13 protein-coding genes and 1 pseudogene are annotated in these 17777 nt (G+C 61.1%); 6 read left to right on the forward strand and 8 right to left on the reverse strand.

Annotation, left to right across the window (positions count from 1 at the left end; translation table 11 throughout):
- Window positions 1–5: 5 nt before the first annotated feature.
- On the forward strand, window positions 6–131 hold the full coding sequence (locus C7W88_RS23860) for a transposase domain-containing protein (RefSeq protein ID WP_158453971.1): 126 nt from the start codon (window positions 6–8) through the stop codon (window positions 129–131).
- A 330-nt stretch (window positions 132–461) separates the two neighbouring features.
- Here the strand turns inward: C7W88_RS23860 and C7W88_RS24860 are convergent.
- The 3 genes and pseudogenes from C7W88_RS24860 to C7W88_RS16040 all read right to left on the reverse strand — a co-directional run bounded on the left by C7W88_RS24860 (window position 462) and on the right by C7W88_RS16040 (window position 4392).
- Window positions 462–1276, reverse strand: a pseudogene (locus C7W88_RS24860) (IS5 family transposase).
- A 587-nt stretch (window positions 1277–1863) separates the two neighbouring features.
- Window positions 1864–3273, reverse strand: a complete 1410-nt coding sequence (locus C7W88_RS16035) for an aldehyde dehydrogenase family protein (protein ID WP_233497660.1) — start codon at window positions 3271–3273, stop codon at window positions 1864–1866.
- Between the two features lie 12 nt (window positions 3274–3285).
- Window positions 3286–4392, reverse strand: a complete 1107-nt coding sequence (locus tag C7W88_RS16040; RefSeq protein WP_118074307.1) for an NAD(P)-dependent alcohol dehydrogenase — start codon at window positions 4390–4392, stop codon at window positions 3286–3288.
- Between the two features lie 175 nt (window positions 4393–4567).
- On the opposite strand from C7W88_RS16040, the gene C7W88_RS16045 reads away from it, so the two are divergent.
- Window positions 4568–5734 carry an acetyl-CoA C-acetyltransferase gene (locus tag C7W88_RS16045; RefSeq protein WP_118074308.1) on the forward strand — a complete coding sequence of 389 codons (1167 nt, stop codon included), beginning with the start codon at window positions 4568–4570 and terminating at the stop codon, window positions 5732–5734.
- Window positions 5735–6076: 342 nt separating this feature from the next.
- On the opposite strand, the gene C7W88_RS16050 is transcribed toward C7W88_RS16045, so the two are convergent.
- The 5 genes from C7W88_RS16050 to C7W88_RS16070 all read right to left on the reverse strand — a co-directional run bounded on the left by C7W88_RS16050 (window position 6077) and on the right by C7W88_RS16070 (window position 13525).
- Window positions 6077–8785, reverse strand: coding sequence for a LuxR C-terminal-related transcriptional regulator (locus C7W88_RS16050; RefSeq protein WP_162896103.1), 2709 nt, complete (start codon window positions 8783–8785; stop codon window positions 6077–6079).
- A gap of 108 nt (window positions 8786–8893) precedes the next feature.
- Window positions 8894–9772 (reverse strand): fatty acid desaturase, encoded by an 879-nt coding sequence (locus C7W88_RS16055; protein ID WP_118074310.1) that lies wholly within the window; start codon window positions 9770–9772, stop codon window positions 8894–8896.
- Window positions 9773–9872: 100 nt separating this feature from the next.
- Window positions 9873–11429: a class I adenylate-forming enzyme family protein gene (locus C7W88_RS16060; protein WP_118074311.1), complete on the reverse strand. Its 1557-nt coding sequence runs from the start codon at window positions 11427–11429 to the stop codon at window positions 9873–9875.
- Between the two features lie 39 nt (window positions 11430–11468).
- A complete protein-coding gene (locus C7W88_RS16065) occupies window positions 11469–12569 on the reverse strand; it encodes a CaiB/BaiF CoA-transferase family protein (protein ID WP_118074312.1) in 1101 nt (366 codons plus the stop codon).
- A 131-nt stretch (window positions 12570–12700) separates the two neighbouring features.
- Window positions 12701–13525, reverse strand: coding sequence for a crotonase/enoyl-CoA hydratase family protein (locus C7W88_RS16070; protein ID WP_240344722.1), 825 nt, complete (start codon window positions 13523–13525; stop codon window positions 12701–12703).
- A 129-nt stretch (window positions 13526–13654) separates the two neighbouring features.
- Here C7W88_RS16070 and C7W88_RS16075 point away from each other — a divergent pair, with 129 nt between their 5' ends.
- From C7W88_RS16075 to C7W88_RS16090, 4 genes are all read left to right on the forward strand, one after another.
- On the forward strand, window positions 13655–14488 hold the full coding sequence (locus C7W88_RS16075) for an SDR family oxidoreductase (RefSeq protein ID WP_118074313.1): 834 nt from the start codon (window positions 13655–13657) through the stop codon (window positions 14486–14488).
- The gene (locus tag C7W88_RS16080) at window positions 14485–14916 is read left to right on the forward strand and encodes a DUF4345 domain-containing protein (protein ID WP_054123150.1); all 432 of its coding nucleotides are present in this window, start codon (window positions 14485–14487) and stop codon (window positions 14914–14916) included. The genes C7W88_RS16075 and C7W88_RS16080 overlap by 4 nt, the downstream gene beginning before the upstream one ends.
- A 130-nt stretch (window positions 14917–15046) precedes the next feature.
- Window positions 15047–16297: a Xaa-Pro peptidase family protein gene (locus C7W88_RS16085; RefSeq protein WP_205525207.1), complete on the forward strand. Its 1251-nt coding sequence runs from the start codon at window positions 15047–15049 to the stop codon at window positions 16295–16297.
- A gap of 137 nt (window positions 16298–16434) precedes the next feature.
- Window positions 16435–17772, forward strand: coding sequence for an aspartate aminotransferase family protein (locus C7W88_RS16090; RefSeq protein WP_118074315.1), 1338 nt, complete (start codon window positions 16435–16437; stop codon window positions 17770–17772).
- Window positions 17773–17777 lie beyond the last annotated feature (5 nt).

Consider the following 17777-nt stretch of genomic DNA (forward strand, 5'->3'; position numbering starts at 1 on the left):
GGACTGTGATCGCCAAGCTCATTGAGAACTGCAAGATCTTGGGCGTAAACTCACACACTTGGTTGACTGAAACGCTCGCCAGGCTGGCCAGCGGCCATACAGCAAACGCCGTTGGTGAACTCATGACATAGACGGGCGCGGCGTGAGGAGAGCGCTTACGAGCGAGCGGCGGAGCTCGAAGGTTTGTCGGTCGACGAGGTGACGTTCTTCGGAAAAGTGATTGTGGCCGAAAGCCTGTACCTAAGCGACTTTCTGCAGCGACATCGTCTGTCGAAAGGGCAGCATAGCCCGCTGTCGTCGTCGGAACGGCGGGTGTAAGTTTTCCGCGCCGTAGTTAATGCTGACCGGCTTCGCGCAACTCCTCATTTCCCAGTCCTCGCGCAGGGGCAGAACGTAGGCCGTCGGTCATGACAACCTCGGCCTACCCCTGTTGCTTGAGACTCTTCATCATCAAGGTCAAACTAGGTTTCGTGGACAAAGGGTATCCACTGTAGGGCCGCGACAAGATTGACGAAGCCGAGGTATGATTCTTGGGTTTTGTCGTAGCGGGTGGCAATTCGGCGCCAGTTCTTGAGCTTGTTGAGCAGACGCTCCACGAGATTGCGCCAACGGTACTTCTCGCGGTCGTGTGGCACCGGGTTGCGTCGGTTGCTCTTGGCGGGAATGACGGCTTCGATGTCAGCTGCAGCCAGATCCTCCCGGATGGCATCGGCGTCATAGCCCTTGTCTGCGAGGAGGGCCTCGATCCTGTCGGCGATCATACGGAGCAAAGGCCCGAAGCCTTGAATATCGTGGCTTTGGCCAGGCGTCAGCACGAACCCGAGTGGGCGACCTTGGGCATCGCATCGCGCGTGGAGTTTGGTGCTGAAGCCCCCTCGCGATCGGCCAAGAGCCTCGGCTTCCTGAGTCCCTTTTTTATGCCGACTGCACAATGATGTGCCCGGACCACAGTGCTATCGATCATGTCGGCGGTGACGTCTCGCCCCACCATCTCTGCGAGTGTCTCCAGCATCGCGTCAAACACGCCGGTCGAAACCCAGCGCCGGTAGCGCCGGAACACGCTGTTCCATTTGCCATATTCGTCAGGCAGGTGACGCCACTGCGAGCCTGTCCGGGCGATCCACATCATACCTTCGAAGTACCGCCGATTGTCCTGCGCTGGACGGCAACCGCGCCCTGTCTCAGGCGGCAGCAATTCCGAGATTATCGACCACTCGTCGTCCTTCAATCCAACCCGCTCGCCCAATGCCGCCTCCAAAAGACAGCTTTGAATCAAACAGCGGGTCTGCTGTCAACCTTTGTCCACGAAACCTAATGATCGATGCTCGGGCTTGGCACTTTGCCTTGGCCACGGTCGACGACGAAATCTGTGAAGGCAATGAATCACTCGTCGAGCTTACTCGCGCTCTTCCAGGACTTGTAAATGCGGCCAATCGGTCGATGGCATCAAAGTTTCTCTAGTCACTGCTGCGCGATCTTGCGCGTTGCTGGCGAGACATTCTTCCTGCCGCGGGCGCCAAAGGCCCGCTTCCCCGTCCATGGCCTGACGGCGGGGTCTTGGACTCCCCAGAAGGGGGGTCTGACAATCCTGTCGCCGTCTTTAGGTCGCTCGGCGCGCAGCGCGAAGCGAGGTCTCGCGATGCATGCCGCATTTCATTGGCAATCTTGTGGCGGGGTTTGCCGACGGCTTCGCACGCATGGGCACGCACGCGAGCTAAGTTCTTGATAGCCGGTCTAACGGCAACAGGCTAAGAGCGAAGTTGGAGAAGTGCTGCGCGACGACCGTTGCAGCTGCATAGCAGATTTGCATACCGCCATCATCGCTGGTTCAAAGTGACGTAATTCCTACCAGATGTTGCTGATCTATTTTGTAACAAGGAAGGTCTTTGGATCGGTATAGGCCATCAATCCCTCGATCCCATTCTCCACCCCCATGCCCGATTGCTTGCGCCCGCCGAAGGCTGCGAAGGGTGACAGGGCGAGCCCCTCGTTGATCCAGACATTCCCAGTATCCATTCGCTCAGCGATCCGCATGGCGGCGTCCATGTCGGCGGACCAGACGGTTCCGGCCAGCCCCATGTCGGTGTTGTTGGCTTTGGCAATCGCATCTTCGACATCCGTAAAGCGCACGAGCGGCAAGATCGGCCCGAACTGTTCCTCCTGGACGATACGGCTGTCTTCGGGCGGATTGTCGACCAGCGTGACGGGAACAAAGAGGCCATCTCCCTCTGGGGCTTCCCCCTGGAGCAACTGGTAACCGTTCGCTTCGCAATCGGCGAGCAAGCCCTTGACGCGGTCGTACTGCGGCTTGTTCTGGATCGGCCCGAGCGCGGTGCCCTGCTGGCTGCCATCACCCATCGGCACAGCCAGCGCCAGCTTTGCCAGTTCATCGCGGAACGCATCGTAGATGTCATTGTGGACATAGGCCCGCTTGGTCGCGACGCAGACCTGCCCGCTGTTGGTGAAAGCCGACCAGAACAGCTTTTCCGCCGTTTCCGGGACGTTGACGTCCGGCATGACGATCGCCGCATCGTTGCCGCCCAGTTCCAGTGTCAACCGCTTCAGCGTCGATGCCGCGTTTGCCATCACCCTGCGTCCGGTGGCGGTCGAGCCGGTGAAGCTGACCTTGTCGAAGCCCGGATGCGACGTCATCAGCGGCCCCAGTGCATCGCCGCCGGTGATAATGTTGAGCACCCCGGCAGGCACGAAGTCTCGCACCAGTTCGCCAATCCGCAGCACGGTCATCGGCGTGAACGGCGAAGGCTTCAGGACCAGGGTATTGCCGGCCAGCAAGGCAGGCGCGATCTTCCAGATCGACAGCACGACCGGAAAATTCCACGGCGAAATCCCGGCCACCACCCCGATCGGGACATAGCGGGTGACCTGGCGGCGGCCCGGCCCGGCCTCGATCTCGCGGTCGGGCAGGGTCAGGCTGGCGGTTGCCTGACACCACTGCGCGGCCGCCATGACCTCGAACTGGGCCTGCTCCGCCGGCTTGCCCTGCTCGCGGGTGAGCATCGCAGCCAGTTCCGCGGCGTTGGCAGCGATAGTCTCGCCGATCCGGTTGACGATTGCCGCGCGGTCGGCCCAGGCCGTGTCACGCCAGGCGGGGAAGGCGCTGCGGGCCGCGGTGATGGCCGATTCAAGCTCTGCCGCTCCGGCATCTGGCACAGCGGCGAAGACCTGTCCGGTCGCCGGGTTGCACACATCGAGGCTGTTAGCGGACGATGCAGCCTTGCCGCCGATCGTCATGGTCAGGATGTCTTGGGTCACAGTCAGGTTCCTTCAAGCCGGGAGTTCAAGGATTACCTTGACGCATTTGCCGGAATGGCTGTCGGCAATCGCCTGGTTGATCTGGTCGAACGGGTAGATGGTCGAGAACCGCTCGATCGGTAGCTTTCCGGCAGCGTGCAGCGCGATCAGTTCGGGCAGGAAGGTATCGGGATCGCTGTCGCCTTCGATGATCCCCTTGATCGTGTAGCCATAGGTAATGGCCGGCACGATCGGCAGTGGCAGCGCCGCATCGAGGCTGCCGGGCACTCCGACCAGGCCCAACGCGCCGTGCGGCGCCAGCATGCCTAGCGCGGCGGAAATCGCCCCGACATTGCCGCTGGTGTCGACCACGTTGTTCGCGCCTTGCGGGAGGATGGCCCTGACCTGTTCGGCAGTGTCGCCCGTAGCCGGATCGATGGCATGGTCCGCGCCGAGTTCGAGCGCCAGTTGCCTCCTGGCCTCCTGCGGTTCGATCATGATGATCTTCGAACAGCCCGCGATCTTGCCGCCCAGCACGGCGCTGAGGCCCACGGCGCCGGCCCCGAGGACGACCAGGTTCGATCCGGCCTGCGCCTTTAGTGAGCGCAGCACCGCACCTACACCGGTCTGGATCCCGCAGCCAAGCGGCGCAAGGCTGGCAAGATCGGCCTCGTCTGGCAAGGCCACCACATTGCGTTCGTCGGCAATGGCGTGCGAGGCGAACGACGACTGCCCGAAGAACCGGGCCGAAACCTGCCCTGTATCATCGTGGGCGCACGAGCTCCCGTCAGCCCGGACGCAGGCAAAGTTAAGCGCGACGAATTCCTGGCAATAAGCTGGATCGCCGCTGTGGCACTGGCTGCACCGCCCGCATGAATTGAAAGTCAGCAGAACCTTCTGGCCGGGCCGGACCTTGGTCACCCCTTCGCCAACCGCTTCGACCACACCCGCGCCTTCGTGCCCGAGGATCAGGGGAAAGGGTGATCCCATCGCGCCAGAGGCGAAAACCATGTCCGTATGGCAGATGCCTACCGCGCGGATCCGGATGAGCACTTCGCCAGCGCGCGGCGGATCGAATTGCACTGTTTCGATTGAAAAAGGCTGGTTCGGTTCGCGCAAGATTGCTGCCGTGCCTTGCATCACCACTCTCCTGGAATTGTCGTCACGCCTACTTTTCCAGTTCGACCGGCGTTCGGCCCCATACTTTTGTTTTGGCCGAACGCGCAAGCATGGACCTATTCACTCCGTCGAATGCTGCTCCGCCGGGCCACCTGGTGCCGAGACCGGCGACGGCCAGCGCATGTGAGGGACTAGAATGACCGAAGCCTATATCGTTGACGCTGTCCGCACGGCTGGTGGCAAGCGAAACGGGAAGCTCGCCAATTGGCATCCCGCTGACCTCGCTGCCGAAATGTTCAACGCTCTGATCGACCGCAATGCTTCGCTTGATCCGAAGGCGATCGACGATGTCATTCTTGGCTGCGTCATGCAAGCCGGCGAACAGTGCTTTGCTTTTCCGCGCAATGCGATCCTTGCCTCGCGATTGCCTTCGACGACACCTGGGGTGGCGGTCGACCGCCAGTGCGGATCATCGCAGCAATCGCTGCAGTTTGCGGCGCAGGCCGTAATGTCTGGAACCCAGGATGTGGTGATCGCGGCAGGTGTCGAGAGCATGACCCGGGTGCCGATGTTCTCGAACTTCTCCCTGCACGAGAAGGAAGGGATAGGCACCGGCCCGCTGAGCCCGCGCGGCAAGGAACGCTACAACCGTACAACGCAGTTCAGCCAATTCGAAGGGGCCGAACTGCTCGCGCACAAGCATGGATTCAACCGAGAGGCGCTTGACCGCTTTGCGCTGGAAAGCCACCACAAGGCTGCGGCCGCCATCGAGTCTGGCGCATTCGACGACGAAATCGTGCCCATCGATGTAGGTGGTGAATTGCACAGAGTCGACGAAGGCGTACGGATGGATGCGACGCTTGAGGCAATCTCGTCAGTCAAACCTATGCGCGAAGGTGGTGTTGTTTCAGCTGCCAATGCCAGCCAGGTTTGCGACGGGGCGAGCGCCGCGCTGGTAGTAAGTCAGCGTGCACTCAAGGAGTTCAACCTGACCCCAATTGCGCGTATCCATAACCTGACAGTGACCGCGGGCGATCCAGTCATCATGTTGGAAGAGCCGGTTAATGCGACCCGCAAGGCCTTGCTGCGTACTGGCATGTCAATCGGCGACATCGACCTCTATGAAGTCAATGAAGCCTTTGCACAAGTGCCACTGACGTGGCTGAAGGAGATCGGCGGCGATCCCGAAAAACTCAACGTCAATGGCGGCGCCATAGCTCTCGGCCACCCGCTGGGAGCGTCGGGAACAAAGCTGATGGCGACCCTGATCAACGCGCTTCATGCGAGAGGCAAGCGCTGGGGGTTGCAGACAATGTGCGAGGCGGGAGGTGTCGCCAATGTAACCATCGTTGAGGCGCTCTGATTGATGCCAATGCCACTATCAGTCACCCTTATGATCGCGTCCTCCAGTGATGCCATTAAGCAAGGCGCCTCTCGTGGTAGCATTTGCCACCCCGCCATGTCGAATTCATCAGCTTCGCCTCTCACCTTCTCTCCTCCCTTTTCAGGGGAGAAGCGATCCTTCGATCGATGCAGGGGGCACTTCGGCCGGGATAGCGTTCATCCAGATACAGCCTGGATAAGCCTCATCACTCAGCGCATCATGATTAGCAGTGGTCTTTCGCGAAGCTCCTGTCATTAAGGCTTCGATATCACGATGATTGGGGTCGAGCTTAGCGTATTCACACTCGGCTCACTAACCGATCTACACCGAGGCAAGACCGAGCGAGCGAGCGCGATGGATTGCTGCGGTCCGGTTGTTCACGCCAAGCTTGCTGTATAGATTGTAAAGGTGCCACTTAACCGTGGCTTCCGACATGGCGAGCCGCCCGGCAATTTCGCGATTGCGCAAGCCCGCTAGCAGAAGTTCCACCATCAGCTTTTCCCGGGCGGTCAGCGGCTCGAGCGGAGCGTACATCTCGTCGTTGGGCTTGGCGATCTGACTTTCAAGACCGAGGCGCGCTTGCAAATTCTGCAAGAACCCAAGTTCGTTCATCTGTCCGCCGAGACTTTGTTCTAATCTGGCCAATGTCGCCGCTACCAGCGGACGGCAAAGCTGGGCATCGTCGAGGAAGATCTGGTTGAGCCCCCGGTCACGCGCAACCGACACCGCGTCGAGGAAGGCACGGACCGCCTTCACGCTGTCACCCTGGTTGTAGTGGACCGCAGCCTTGAGGATCAACGCCTGAACCAACCGCAAGTTGCGCCCCCCGTGCCGCGCGGCGCTGATCAGGCCGGTCAGGATGCGCAGCGCCTCGTTCCAGGCCTGGTCCGCTATAGCCACCCGGGCCGAAACGATCTGGCGCAGTTCCTTGACGCTGGGCAGGTCGGGATCACCCTCGTCGGGGCGCCGTTCGCCCAGTGGCTGGACTTCTGTGATGCCGCTTGCCTCCTCGATCGCCTCTTCGCTGCGACCGGCCCGGAACAGCAGCAGGACCCGCTCGTACCGCAAGGTAAAGGCAAGGCGCGGGGCATAGGCCTTGGCCAGGCCGGCCTCCATCTTGCGGGCCAGCGTCAGTGCATCCGAAGCGCCAGCCCTGAGCGCGGTCACCCGCAGGCAGGCCGCGAGGCCAAAAGCGGCGGTTTCGCTGACCCCATGTTCGGCCAGCATGTGGAGGTTTTCATTCACCAGCGCTTCGGCACTGTCGATTTCGCCCAGATGATAATGGGCAGCTGCGGCAAGCAGAGCCAGGGTCGATGAGATGTTGCTTGGTGCCTTGGGAGTTTCAGACCAGCCCGCCCCCAGCGCTTCGAGCCGGGCGAGCACCTGGCGCGGTTCGCCCACGACCAGATCCATCGTCATCCCGATCCCGCAGACCCAGGCATTGCCATAGGCGCTGTCGCTGTCGGCAATCGCCCGTTGCGCCAGATCGAAAGCGCGCCTGGCGGCGGGAACATCAAGGAAGGCGAGCGACGAAAGCACTAGGCTGCAGGCAACGGTCGCGCGGTCGAACGGATCGGCACTTGGATTGCTGCTCAGCCAGTCGCTGGCCGCGCGCCGTGCCGAAAGCATGTCGTCCATGAAAGTCGCCGACAAGGTATCGAGCAGCCCGATCTGGTTCTGCAGGCCCGCATCAATTTCGCCCCCGCTACCGATCTGCGCATTGCGGTGAAGGCTTGCGACCAGGCTGGCGGCCTGGCGATAGCGGCGGGCGAAGAACATGGCCCAGGCTTGCCAGTAGAGCAGCGTCGAATCGTCTTCGATCATGCCCTTGGGAAAGCGCGACAACAGCTGCAGGAAGGTCGCAAGATCGCCGCGCACGGACACAAGTTCCGGCGCCAGCCTGGCAAGAAGCGACCGCGCCCGGCCGGCATCGCCCGAAAGCAGCGCCATATCGATCGCTTCGGCCAGCTGATCATTCGCCTCGTACCAGCGTCCGGCCGCGCTGCGCATCTCGGCCTGTTCCTGACGGGGCAAGCGATCGAACTGCGTCAGCAGGTACTGGCGGAAGATCGGATGATAGCGGAACCAGCCGCTGTCGCTTTCCAGTCTGACGATGAACAGGTTGTTGCGCTGCACCTGTTCGATCATCTGGGCGGCGTCGGCGCGGGGAGCAACCGCTTCACACAGCGCAAGGTTGAACTGTTCCAGAAAGCAGGTCGCCACCAGGAAATCCTGAACCTCGCGCGGCTGGCCGCGCAGGACTTCTTCCGAGAGATATTCGGCGACGTCGGCATCGCGTGAGGAAATCTCCTCAAGCAGGCGCTTGGTGTCGGCCCCTTCCTTCAGGGCGAGCAGGAACAAGCGGATGGCGACGGGCCACCCTTCGGTCCGCTCCAGCACGCCAGCCAGATCGGCGCCGCCGCCATCCGGCATGACCGTGCGGGCCAGCGTGCCAAGCTCGCTCTTGGTAAAGGCCAGGTCCCGGACGCGAAGTTCTGCGACCCGGCCGGCCAGCATCAGCTTGCGCGTGGCAAAGCCCGGCTTGACGCGCGAGGAGATCACCAGGTGCAGGTATGGCGATTCAGTCGCCAGCAGGGCTTCGATCAGCGCGTCGGTTTCCTGCGACTGCGCCAGATGATAGTTCTCGATGATGACGGTGAGATCGGCCTTGCGCCGATCGAGGCCAGCAGCGATCAGGCTGGCTGATAAGGCCCCGCTGGCTTCAAGGCCGAGGCTGTCGTCGGCGGCCAGACCGCCTTCAGCAGAACTCACGTCCATCAGGAATGCGGCAAGCTTGCGGGGTACCACGTCGGTGCGGTCGCAGTTGTACCAGTATGCGCCGCCCTTCGCCGCTCCAAGCGCCTCATGAAGCGAGGTCAGCAAGACAGTCTTGCCATAGCCAGCCGGGGCGACAGCTAGCACAAGATCCTTGGACTGAACGTCAAGAAGGAGCTGATCGATCAGGGCATCCCTGCGAATCAGGTCACCGCCCGACACCGGCGGCGCGGTTTTACCTCTGGGGTAATTCAAGCTGGCTACCCTGCGCTCCACATCCCGACCCTGATGGCGGATTATAGTCGCAGATGCACCCACCACCCATACTTTTGTATGGGTGGTGGGCAATGCGCTCCAGAGGATCTAGTGCCTCGCCAGTTCCTTCGTCCGCGGCGACAGCCCGAAGGTTGGCGGCATCAGCGGGTCTTTGGCCATGATCTCGTCGCCGCGCAGCTTCATGATCTTGATGTAGTTGTAGAACGGCGCGGTGGGATAGAGGTGGTGGATCAGGTGGTAATTGTGGTTGGCCATCAGCGGCGAGAGAATCCACTCCCCGCCCATCCGCAGCGCGGTCGCCTTGTATTCGTTTTCCTTGGCATAGGTCTCGAACGGCTGGTGGGTCAGGAAGCTGAACACCAGCACGAACAGGAAGGAACTGATCCGGGTCGGAATGAACCACAGCATCAGCAGTTCCAGCCCATAGCCCAGCCAAATGATCAGCGCGCAGGTCGCGAGGATGAAAGCAACATAGGCAAACAAGGCCGGGTACTTCCGGCGTGCAAAATCGCCGCCCTTCTGGAAGAACCACTTGGTATAATAGTAGTCGAAGTTGAGCCAGCGCAGCGGGAACCACAAATCCAGCTTGTGCGCGTAGCCATCCGGATCGCGCTCGGGATCATTGGCATATTTATGATGCGCCATGTGGATGTAGCGAGCCACGTCCATCGGCGCGAGCGGGGCGAAATAGACCAGGCCGATCCTGCCGAGCAGCTCATTGACGAACTTGTTCTTGCTCACCGCATTGTGCGAGGAATCATGGACAACGCTGAACAGGTAGTACGCGGTAACCCCGTTCACGATTGCACCCAGCCAGAGCGGAAACCCATGGGCGATGGCGGCGTACCAAACCCCGCCGATAATGCTGGTGCAAACGACGAACAGTGCCACGGTCGGCCATGCTACCTTGGGGCAGGACCGCAACGCATTGAACTGGGCAGCTGCATTCTGCGGTAACGTGGACATCAGACTCTCCTGGACCAAGTGTTTCCGCATCAATGCCTGCCCACGATGGGCAGCGCCTCGACGAAAGTTTGGCTTGTCGATTTTTCCGCGCGGCCTGGTCCTAGCCCACTGCCCTGTCCCGACCCTTCCAGAAGGGTTCGCGCAGTTCGGTCTTCAGGATCTTTCCGGCTCCGGACAGCGGCAGGCTGGGCCTGACTTCCATGCTGCGCGGCACCTTGTATCCGGCGATCAAGGCCCGGCAATGGGCCTGGAGTGCCTCAAGTGACAGCTCACTACCTGGCCGCAAGACCAGGGCGACATGCACGGCTTCACCCATCTGCTCGTGGGGAATCCCGATCACCGCATTGGCGGCAACGGCGGGGTGGCTGGCGACGGCATTCTCGACCTCGGCGGAATAAATGTTCTCGCCGCCCGATATGATCATGTCCTTCGCCCGGTCGACGATGAAGACATAGCCCTCCTCGTCCATCCAGGCCATGTCGCCGGTATGCAGCCAGCCGCCGCGCAAGGTTTCGGCGGTTGCTTCGGGCATGTTGTAATAGCCCTGCATTACATTCGGCCCCTTGACGATGATTTCGCCAATCTCGCCGCGCGGAAGCTCGCGGTCGTCGGGATCGACAATCTGGAGATGGACATCGAAAGTCGATCGCCCGGCCGCGCGCAGCCGGTTCGGGCCATCATTGTCCACGACATGCTGGTGCCAGGGCAGCGCGCAGATGAAGGCCGCGCTCTCGGTCATGCCATAACCCTGAGTCAGGCGCACGTCCGGGAAGGCCGCCATGGTGCGCCGCAGCAGTGTTTCGGAGGCGGGTGACGCGCCGTAGAGGATGTTACACAGGCTCGACGTGTCGAAATTCCCGATCGCAGGGTGATCGACGATCGCCTGAAGCATGGCCGGAACCACCAGCGTGTCGGTGACCCCAAACCGCGCGACATGGTCGAGCACAGCATCGGGACTGAAGGCGGGGAGCATGACATGGGTGCAGCCGCGCAGGACCAGACAGGTGGTGAGCAGCATGTCGGCAAGGTGGAACATCGGTGCCACGTGCAGCCCGACTGCGCCCTCGTTGAACACGCCCTCGGCCAGCATCGACAGGCCGGATGAGCACAGATTGGCATGGCTCAGCATCACGCCCTTGGGCCGTCCGGTGGTGCCGCCGGTGTAGAAGATGCCCAGCAGGTCATCGCCGCCAGCCCCTGCGTTCTGCAAAGGCTCCGCCGCTGCAATCAGCGCGTCAAGGCCAGGAAGGTCATCCGATTCCTCGGTCCCGCCCATCAGGAAGATATGCTGCAGACCGGGGCATTGCTCCCGCAATGTGGGAACCAGCGCGGCATGATGCTGGTCGACCATCAGCGCCACACAGCCAGCATCATTGAGAGAATAGGCTATCTCGGCGGGGCTCCAGCGGAAGTTGACGGGCACGATCACGCCGCCTGCCCAAGCCGTCGCCAGATAGACCTCAAGGTAATGATCGCTGTTGAGTGCCAGCACCGCGATGCGCGCACCTTTGGCAAGGCTCCGGGATGCCAGGCAACCGGCCAGCCCGGTGACCCTCTCATAGAGCTCCGCGAAAGTCTGACTGCGGGCACGGCAGATCGTCGCCGTCACGTCCGGATGGTGCTGGACGGCTCTTTCGAGACCTTGTGTGAATTGCATGGGTTGCCTCCTTCCTGTCCGCCGGCCGTAAATGCACTACTACAGTGCGCGAGGCGCTGCTGCCTGCTTGTCCGATGCCCAATCAGCTATCATTGCCTCCGCTGCCCGGTCCTCGGGGATTGTCGCCCGGGTTCGTGAAGACCGCGGCGCGGGCGCAGGATGAGCAAACCCGTCGCGATCGACGTAGGTGCCACGGGACTTCATATGGGGATGCTGTCCAGCCTCGCGGAAATCAAGGACGGGGGCGAAGCACGCGTCGATACCTTCGATCTGGTTTGCCCATTCATCCCTGGACTTGGTGAGAAACTTAGCCGCGAACCATGCACAACGGTCCGGCCAATTTGTGGTGTCGTGTTGGTCCTTGACCCATTCGGCAGGTGCGCCAACTGCTGCAAGCAAATGCGAATAGAATTGCGGCTCGATGGCTCCGACCGCGATTTCCTTACCATCCTTGCAAAGATAGCAACGATAAAATGGGGCCGCGCCACCCAGCATGTTGGCCTCGCGATCAAGCGAGATTCGTCCGGAAGGCACCAGCCCTGCAAACATACTCATGATCGATGCGACACCATCGACTATCGCGGCATCCACCACCTGTCCAAGACCAGACCGCTCGCGCTCCCACAAGGCAGCCATGATGCCGAAAGCAAGGAACACGGATCCACCGCCAAAATCGCCGATCAGATTGAGGGGCACTGTCGCCGGTTCGCCCGGCTTCCCAACCGCAGCCAGCGCGCCCGTCAGCGCGAGATAGTTGATGTCATGGCCTGCCATACGCGCCAACGGCCCATCCTGACCCCAGCCGGTCATCCGCGCATAAATCAACCGCTTGTTCAGCGAACAGGCGTCGTTGGGACCAAGACCAAGCCGTTCCATCACACCGGGTCGGCTCCCCTCAATGGACACGTCCGCCTGAGCGATCAACTCGAGACTCTTAGCCCGTCCAGCTTCCGACCGGATATCTAGGGTCAGGATTGCCCGCCCGCGATCTGCAACGGGATTGGGCTGATCGTTACCGTTAGGCCGATCAATACGCAGGACATCGGCTCCCAAATCTGCCAACAACATTGCACAGTGCGGACCTGGTCCGATGCTCGCAAATTCAACGACCCTCAGTCCAGCAAGGCGTCCGCTCGTCATGGCATGGCCCTTCCTGGCGAAGTCGCCGGCGCAATCGGGTTGAACTGATCAATCAGGACTTGATGATGAACCATCTTGCTAAGTCCAATACCTTCGGGGGTGGCCAAGGTAGTTTGAAATTGCGCATCCGCTTAATCGCGATAGACGGGCAGGCGCTTCTCTGCATAAGCCAGCAATGCCTCTCGGTGATTATGCGAAGCGAGAAGTCCTTGCTGCTCGGCAGCTTCGGCCAGGAGCAAGTCGGGGTCGGATGCTCCCGCGGTTGCTGCATTTGCCAGACGCTTTGCGGCTTTGACCGCGTCCGGGCTGGACGATGCAATTTCTTGCGCAAGTTCGCGGGCGGCCGTCAACGGGTCTGCCGCCAATCGGGTCGCCAAGCCAAGCTCCAACGCTTCCTCGCCCGAAACTATTTTCCCTGAGAACAGCAAGTCGCGCATCACATCCGTGCGGACGAGCTGACGTAGCAACACTGTGCCCGCCATGTCGGGGATCAGTCCCCATGCGATTTCCCGGATCGACAACCTGGCATCCGGCGCGACGATGCGGATATCCGCGCCCAAGGCCAGTTGCATTCCGCCGCCAAGCGCGTGCCCCTGGATCGCCGCGATGACCGGCACGGGTAATTCGCGCCATTGCATAGCGACATGCTGAAAAAGGTTTGCATCGCCATGGGTGCGCGCCGCCAGGTTTGACAGGATTTTTGTTCCGCCTTGGGCCAGCGCATCAAGGTCAATTCCAACTGAAAAGCTGCGTCCGTTCCCGCTCAGGACCACTGCCCTCAAACCCTCTTTTGCCGCGAGCGTGTGACCGGCTTTGACGATCAGGTCGAAAGTCTCGAAGTCAAGTGCGTTGAGTTTCTCGGGGCGGTTGAGCCGAACTTCGGCGACCCCATCAAGAACAACCAGTTCAACCCGATCCGCCAATGTTCCGCTCCCGATGTAGCTTTCAGGCTTCACGCCAGCGCCGGATGCCTGTGGTAGCGATTGATCGAAGCGCGTCGAGTTCTGGCCAACCAAAAGTATGGTGTGGCTCCATCCGATCCTACCCTAGTCGGGGTCACAGTTCTGATGGGAAGCCCTCGACGCATGATCACCGACACATTCAATCCCGAGGTTCTGCGCAGCCAGGTGGCTTTCATTACGGGAGGCGGCAGCGGCATCAATCTGGCGATTGGCAAGGCGCTCGCCCGGTTGGGAGCCAACGTCGGCATTTGTGGGCGAACGGCCGAGCGGCTCGACGCGGGGCGGAAGGAACTTGAAGCGGCCGGTGCCAAGGTCTTCGCGGCGGTTGCCGACGTCCGCGATGACCTGGCCGTGCAAGCTGCCGTTGCGGCTTGTGGCGAGGCGCTGGGGCCGATCAGCTTCGCGGTGTGCGGGGCCGCCGGCAACTTTGTCGCGCCGGCCGAAGCCATTTCGCCCAAGGGCTTCCGCACCGTGGTCGAGATCGACCTGCTCGGCGCATTCCACGCCGCACACGCCTGTTTCGAGCAGCTGCGGCAGACACGAGGGAGCCTGCTGTTTGTCTCGGGCGGGCAGTCCTATGTGCCCTTCGCCTATCAGGCCCATGTCGGCGCGGCCAAGGCCGGGATCGACAACCTCATGGCAAACCTCGCGCTTGAATGGGGGCGTTACGGGATCAGGGCGAACAGCATCGTGCCCGGACCGATCGAAGGCACCGAGGGCATGAACCGGTTGGGTGGGGACAACGCCGAAGCCATCTGGAAGGCGATGACGCCGCTTGGCCGGATGGGGACAATGGAAGATGTTGCCAATGTCGCGGCGTTCCTGGCCACGCCCCTCGCGTATTACATTTCAGGCGCGCGCATTGCCGTTGATGGCGGGCAGAACCTGACCGGTTCACACGTTTTCAACCGGGCAATTGGCGATGCGCTGGATGCAGCGAAGGGGGAAACGGCATGAACTTCGTAAAGATAACCACCGTCCTGCTCTCGTTGATTGCCTTGCTGACCGGAGCGATGGACGTGATCGTGGGAGTGGCCGGGCAAGCCAACATCGGTGTCGGCACAGCGGCAGTGGCTCCGTTCGATCCAGTGCTCGACAGCCAGGTCCGCTTCCTTGGCGCGGTCTGGCTTGGGCTCGGCGTGATCCAGCTGGTCTGCCTTGGTGACTTGCGCCGCTACGGTCTCATTCTCCAGCTTTGCTTCGCCTTCGTGGTGCTTGGCGGGATAGGACGGGCGCTGTCCCTGCTGCAGGCGGGTCATCCGTCGAGCGATATTGGCACCGCCTTCATCGCTGTCGCCTTGGCCATCGAACTCTTGCTGGTGCCACTTGCATGGCTGGCCTTCCGTCGCGGAACATTGGCCGCCGACGAGGGCTTCGTTCGATGACCAAATGGCAAGCAACCAACGGCAACAAAGAACGGAATGTTCGTCAACGCCATCAACGCCCGATCCAGAGGGAAATCGCTCTTTACCGCGCCAAAAACAAATGCGGAACATTGACTCAAAGGAAAAGGTCGTGAGCCGAGTTTTCAAAGACGCCCGCAAGGCAGCCTATTTCAATCCTGAGGGAGCCGATAAGCCGCTTCGCAGCCCCGTGCCTCTCGACACGCTCAGGGCTGCCCGCGCCTATCGCAAGCGGCGCTTGGTAGACCAGGTTATCAAGCATGATTGTGCGGCCATCCTGCTCTTCGATCCGGTCAACATTCGATATGCGCTGGATGTGTCGAACATGCAGTTGTGGGCGACGCACAACCCGTTCCACTATGCATTGGTCTTCGCTGATGGCCACGCGATTGATTTCGAGTATCCCGGTGCCGAGCATCTCGTGAACGGACTCGAGACAGTCGATGAGATCCGCAGCGCCAATCCGTTCTTCTATATGTATTCCGGTCCCTATCTTGAGGAACGGGCGGGGCAATGGGCTGCGGAAATCGCCTCGGCAGTGCGCGAGCGTGGTGGTGGCAACCTCAGGCTTGGCACCGACAAGCTCGAACTTCCGGGCGCCGATGCGCTGCGGCGGCAAGGGCTGACGTTGGTCGAAGGCCAGCAGATGACCGAGCAGGCCAGGCTGATCAAGAGCCTAGATGAAATCGAACTGATGCGCTGGACGATTCGAGTGTGCGAAGCAGGAATGGCGCGGATGTATGAGCACTCGCTCCCCGGCAAGACCGAGCAGGAAATCTGGGCGGAACTTCATTACGAGAATATCCGATCAGGTGGCGAATGGCTGGAAACGCGACTCCTGACTATCGGAGAGCGCACCAATCCTTGGTTTCAGGAATGTTCCGACCATGTCGGCAAGTTGGGGGATATGCTTGCTTTCGACACCGATATGATAGGACCCTATGGTTATTGCGCGGATCTTTCGCGATCCTGGACCATCGGCCACACACGGATGACCGATGAACAGAGCACGTTGTACAGCACCGCACTCGAACAATTGCTCCACAACACCAACTTGATCCATCCAGGCATGGAGTTCCGGGAGTATATGGAAAAGACTTGGCGAATTCCCGAACGCTTCATGGCCAACCGCTACTCCTGCGCATTGCACGGTGTCGGCATGGCTGATGAATATCCCGGCGTACCCTATGCTACCGACCCAGCCGACCTGTTGCCTGGCCGGTTTGAAGACGGCATGGTCTTTTGCGTTGAGAGCCTGATCGGCGAGCAGGGAGGACGTGAATGCGTCAAACTGGAAACCCAGGTTCTCGTGACACCCAACGGCACAGAACGGCTCGACAGTTTTCCATGGGAAACACGGTGAGCGGTCAGACTGCTCAGCTTTGCCCTGATTGCAGCCAATAGTATACCAACATGGGCACGGGATGGTGTGTTTGGTGATTTACATCGCGATAATTCGCAACTAGCAACTATTTTGGTATACTAGGACCAAGGGCAGCCATGGCAAACACCAACGCAGACTGGACGCATCGGGCAGCAAGAATATTGACTGGGCCACAGAGCAACCTCGCGCCCGCATTGCCGATCGCTCCCATTTTCGCACAGCGCGCGGCTGGCCACCGCATCTTCGATGTGGAGGGTCGAGATTATATCGACCTCGCCCTGACCATGGGGCCGCTGATATTCGGTCACGGACACCCCCAGTGGATCTCAGCCGTCGAGGCGCAGCTGCGAACGCTGCCCTCGCCCCTGCCCGGCCAGTTCTACTCCCCGCTCGAAGTTGAACTCGGCGAGCGGATGACCAGCGCGATCCCCTGCGCAGAACTGGTAAAGTATGGCCTGTCCGGTTCCGAAGTTGTCCAACTCGTGTTTCGTCTGGCCCGGGCCTTCACCAGCCGTCCCTATGTGCTCCGTTTCGACGGTCACTATCACGGCTGGATGGACAGTGTTCTCGGTGGATCAATCAACCCCGACCCAGACGCACCGCCACACCCAATCGATCTTCCGGGAACTGCGGGCGGCTTCAATACGTCTACCGAAGGTCGATCACCGGTGGCACTCCTCGACCAATACAAGATCAAATGGAACGATGCTGATGCTCTGGAAGCGGTACTGGAGCGATACGGCGACCAGATCGCTCTGGTACATATGGAACCGATCATGTGCAACTTCGGTGGTTGCCCGCCCCGCCCGGGCTATCTCGAAGCGGTTCGCAAGCTGTGCGACCGCTTCGGTGTTCTGCTGTGCTTCGACGAAGTGATTACCGGTTTCAGGGTCGATCTGGGCGGAGCGCAGAAAGTGTTCGGGGTCACTCCCGATCTGGCCACCTACGGCAAGGCGATTGCGGCCGGCCTGCCCTTCGCCGCCGTGGCCGGCCGCGCCGATGTCATGGAATTGCTCAGCGATCGCCGGGTCGTGGGAGCTGGCACGTTCAACTGCTTCCCGCTGGGCATGGCCGCCGCAATCGCAACCTTCGACCTGCTGGCCGAAGACGACGGAGCATGGTACCGCAATGTCGACCGCATCCAGGCCCGCTTCAGGGAGGGGCTGCGCGAAATGGCTGCCGCGCACGGCCACGACGACCTGTTCCTGCAAGGACCGCGCGGCCAGATCTACGTCGATTTCCTAAAGGCGGATGTTGCCTATTCCCCGACCGAACTGGAAGCCGCCGATGCAGCCCGACGCGCCGCCTTCCGCGTGATCTGCATGGAGGAAGGCCTGTCGATCGGCGCCGGCAGCCGGATCTACATTTCCGGGACAATGGCAGAGGATGACATCCGCGAAGCCCTTGCCCGCCTCGACAGGGTATTCGCACGCCTGCCCCGGCCGGCCGGCTGACTTTC

It is taken from the genome of Novosphingobium sp. THN1, assembly GCF_003454795.1.
Taxonomy (GTDB): Bacteria; Pseudomonadota; Alphaproteobacteria; order Sphingomonadales; family Sphingomonadaceae; genus Novosphingobium.

Bases quoted from the DNA above. Each gene is read 5' to 3' on its own strand.
- C7W88_RS16080 (WP_054123150.1), top strand. From the start codon at position 14,485: ATGAACTTCGTAAAGATAACCACCGTCCTGCTCTCGTTGATTGCCTTG.
- C7W88_RS16040 (WP_118074307.1), bottom strand. From the start codon at position 4,392: ATGCAAGGCACGGCAGCAATCTTGCGCGAACCGAACCAGCCTTTTTCA.
- C7W88_RS16065 (WP_118074312.1), bottom strand. From the start codon at position 12,569: ATGACGAGCGGACGCCTTGCTGGACTGAGGGTCGTTGAATTTGCGAGC.
- C7W88_RS16090 (WP_118074315.1), top strand. From the start codon at position 16,435: ATGGCAAACACCAACGCAGACTGGACGCATCGGGCAGCAAGAATATTG.
- C7W88_RS16075 (WP_118074313.1), top strand. From the start codon at position 13,655: ATGATCACCGACACATTCAATCCCGAGGTTCTGCGCAGCCAGGTGGCT.
- C7W88_RS16045 (WP_118074308.1), top strand. From the start codon at position 4,568: ATGACCGAAGCCTATATCGTTGACGCTGTCCGCACGGCTGGTGGCAAG.
- C7W88_RS16055 (WP_118074310.1), bottom strand. From the start codon at position 9,772: ATGTCCACGTTACCGCAGAATGCAGCTGCCCAGTTCAATGCGTTGCGG.
- C7W88_RS16060 (WP_118074311.1), bottom strand. From the start codon at position 11,429: ATGCAATTCACACAAGGTCTCGAAAGAGCCGTCCAGCACCATCCGGAC.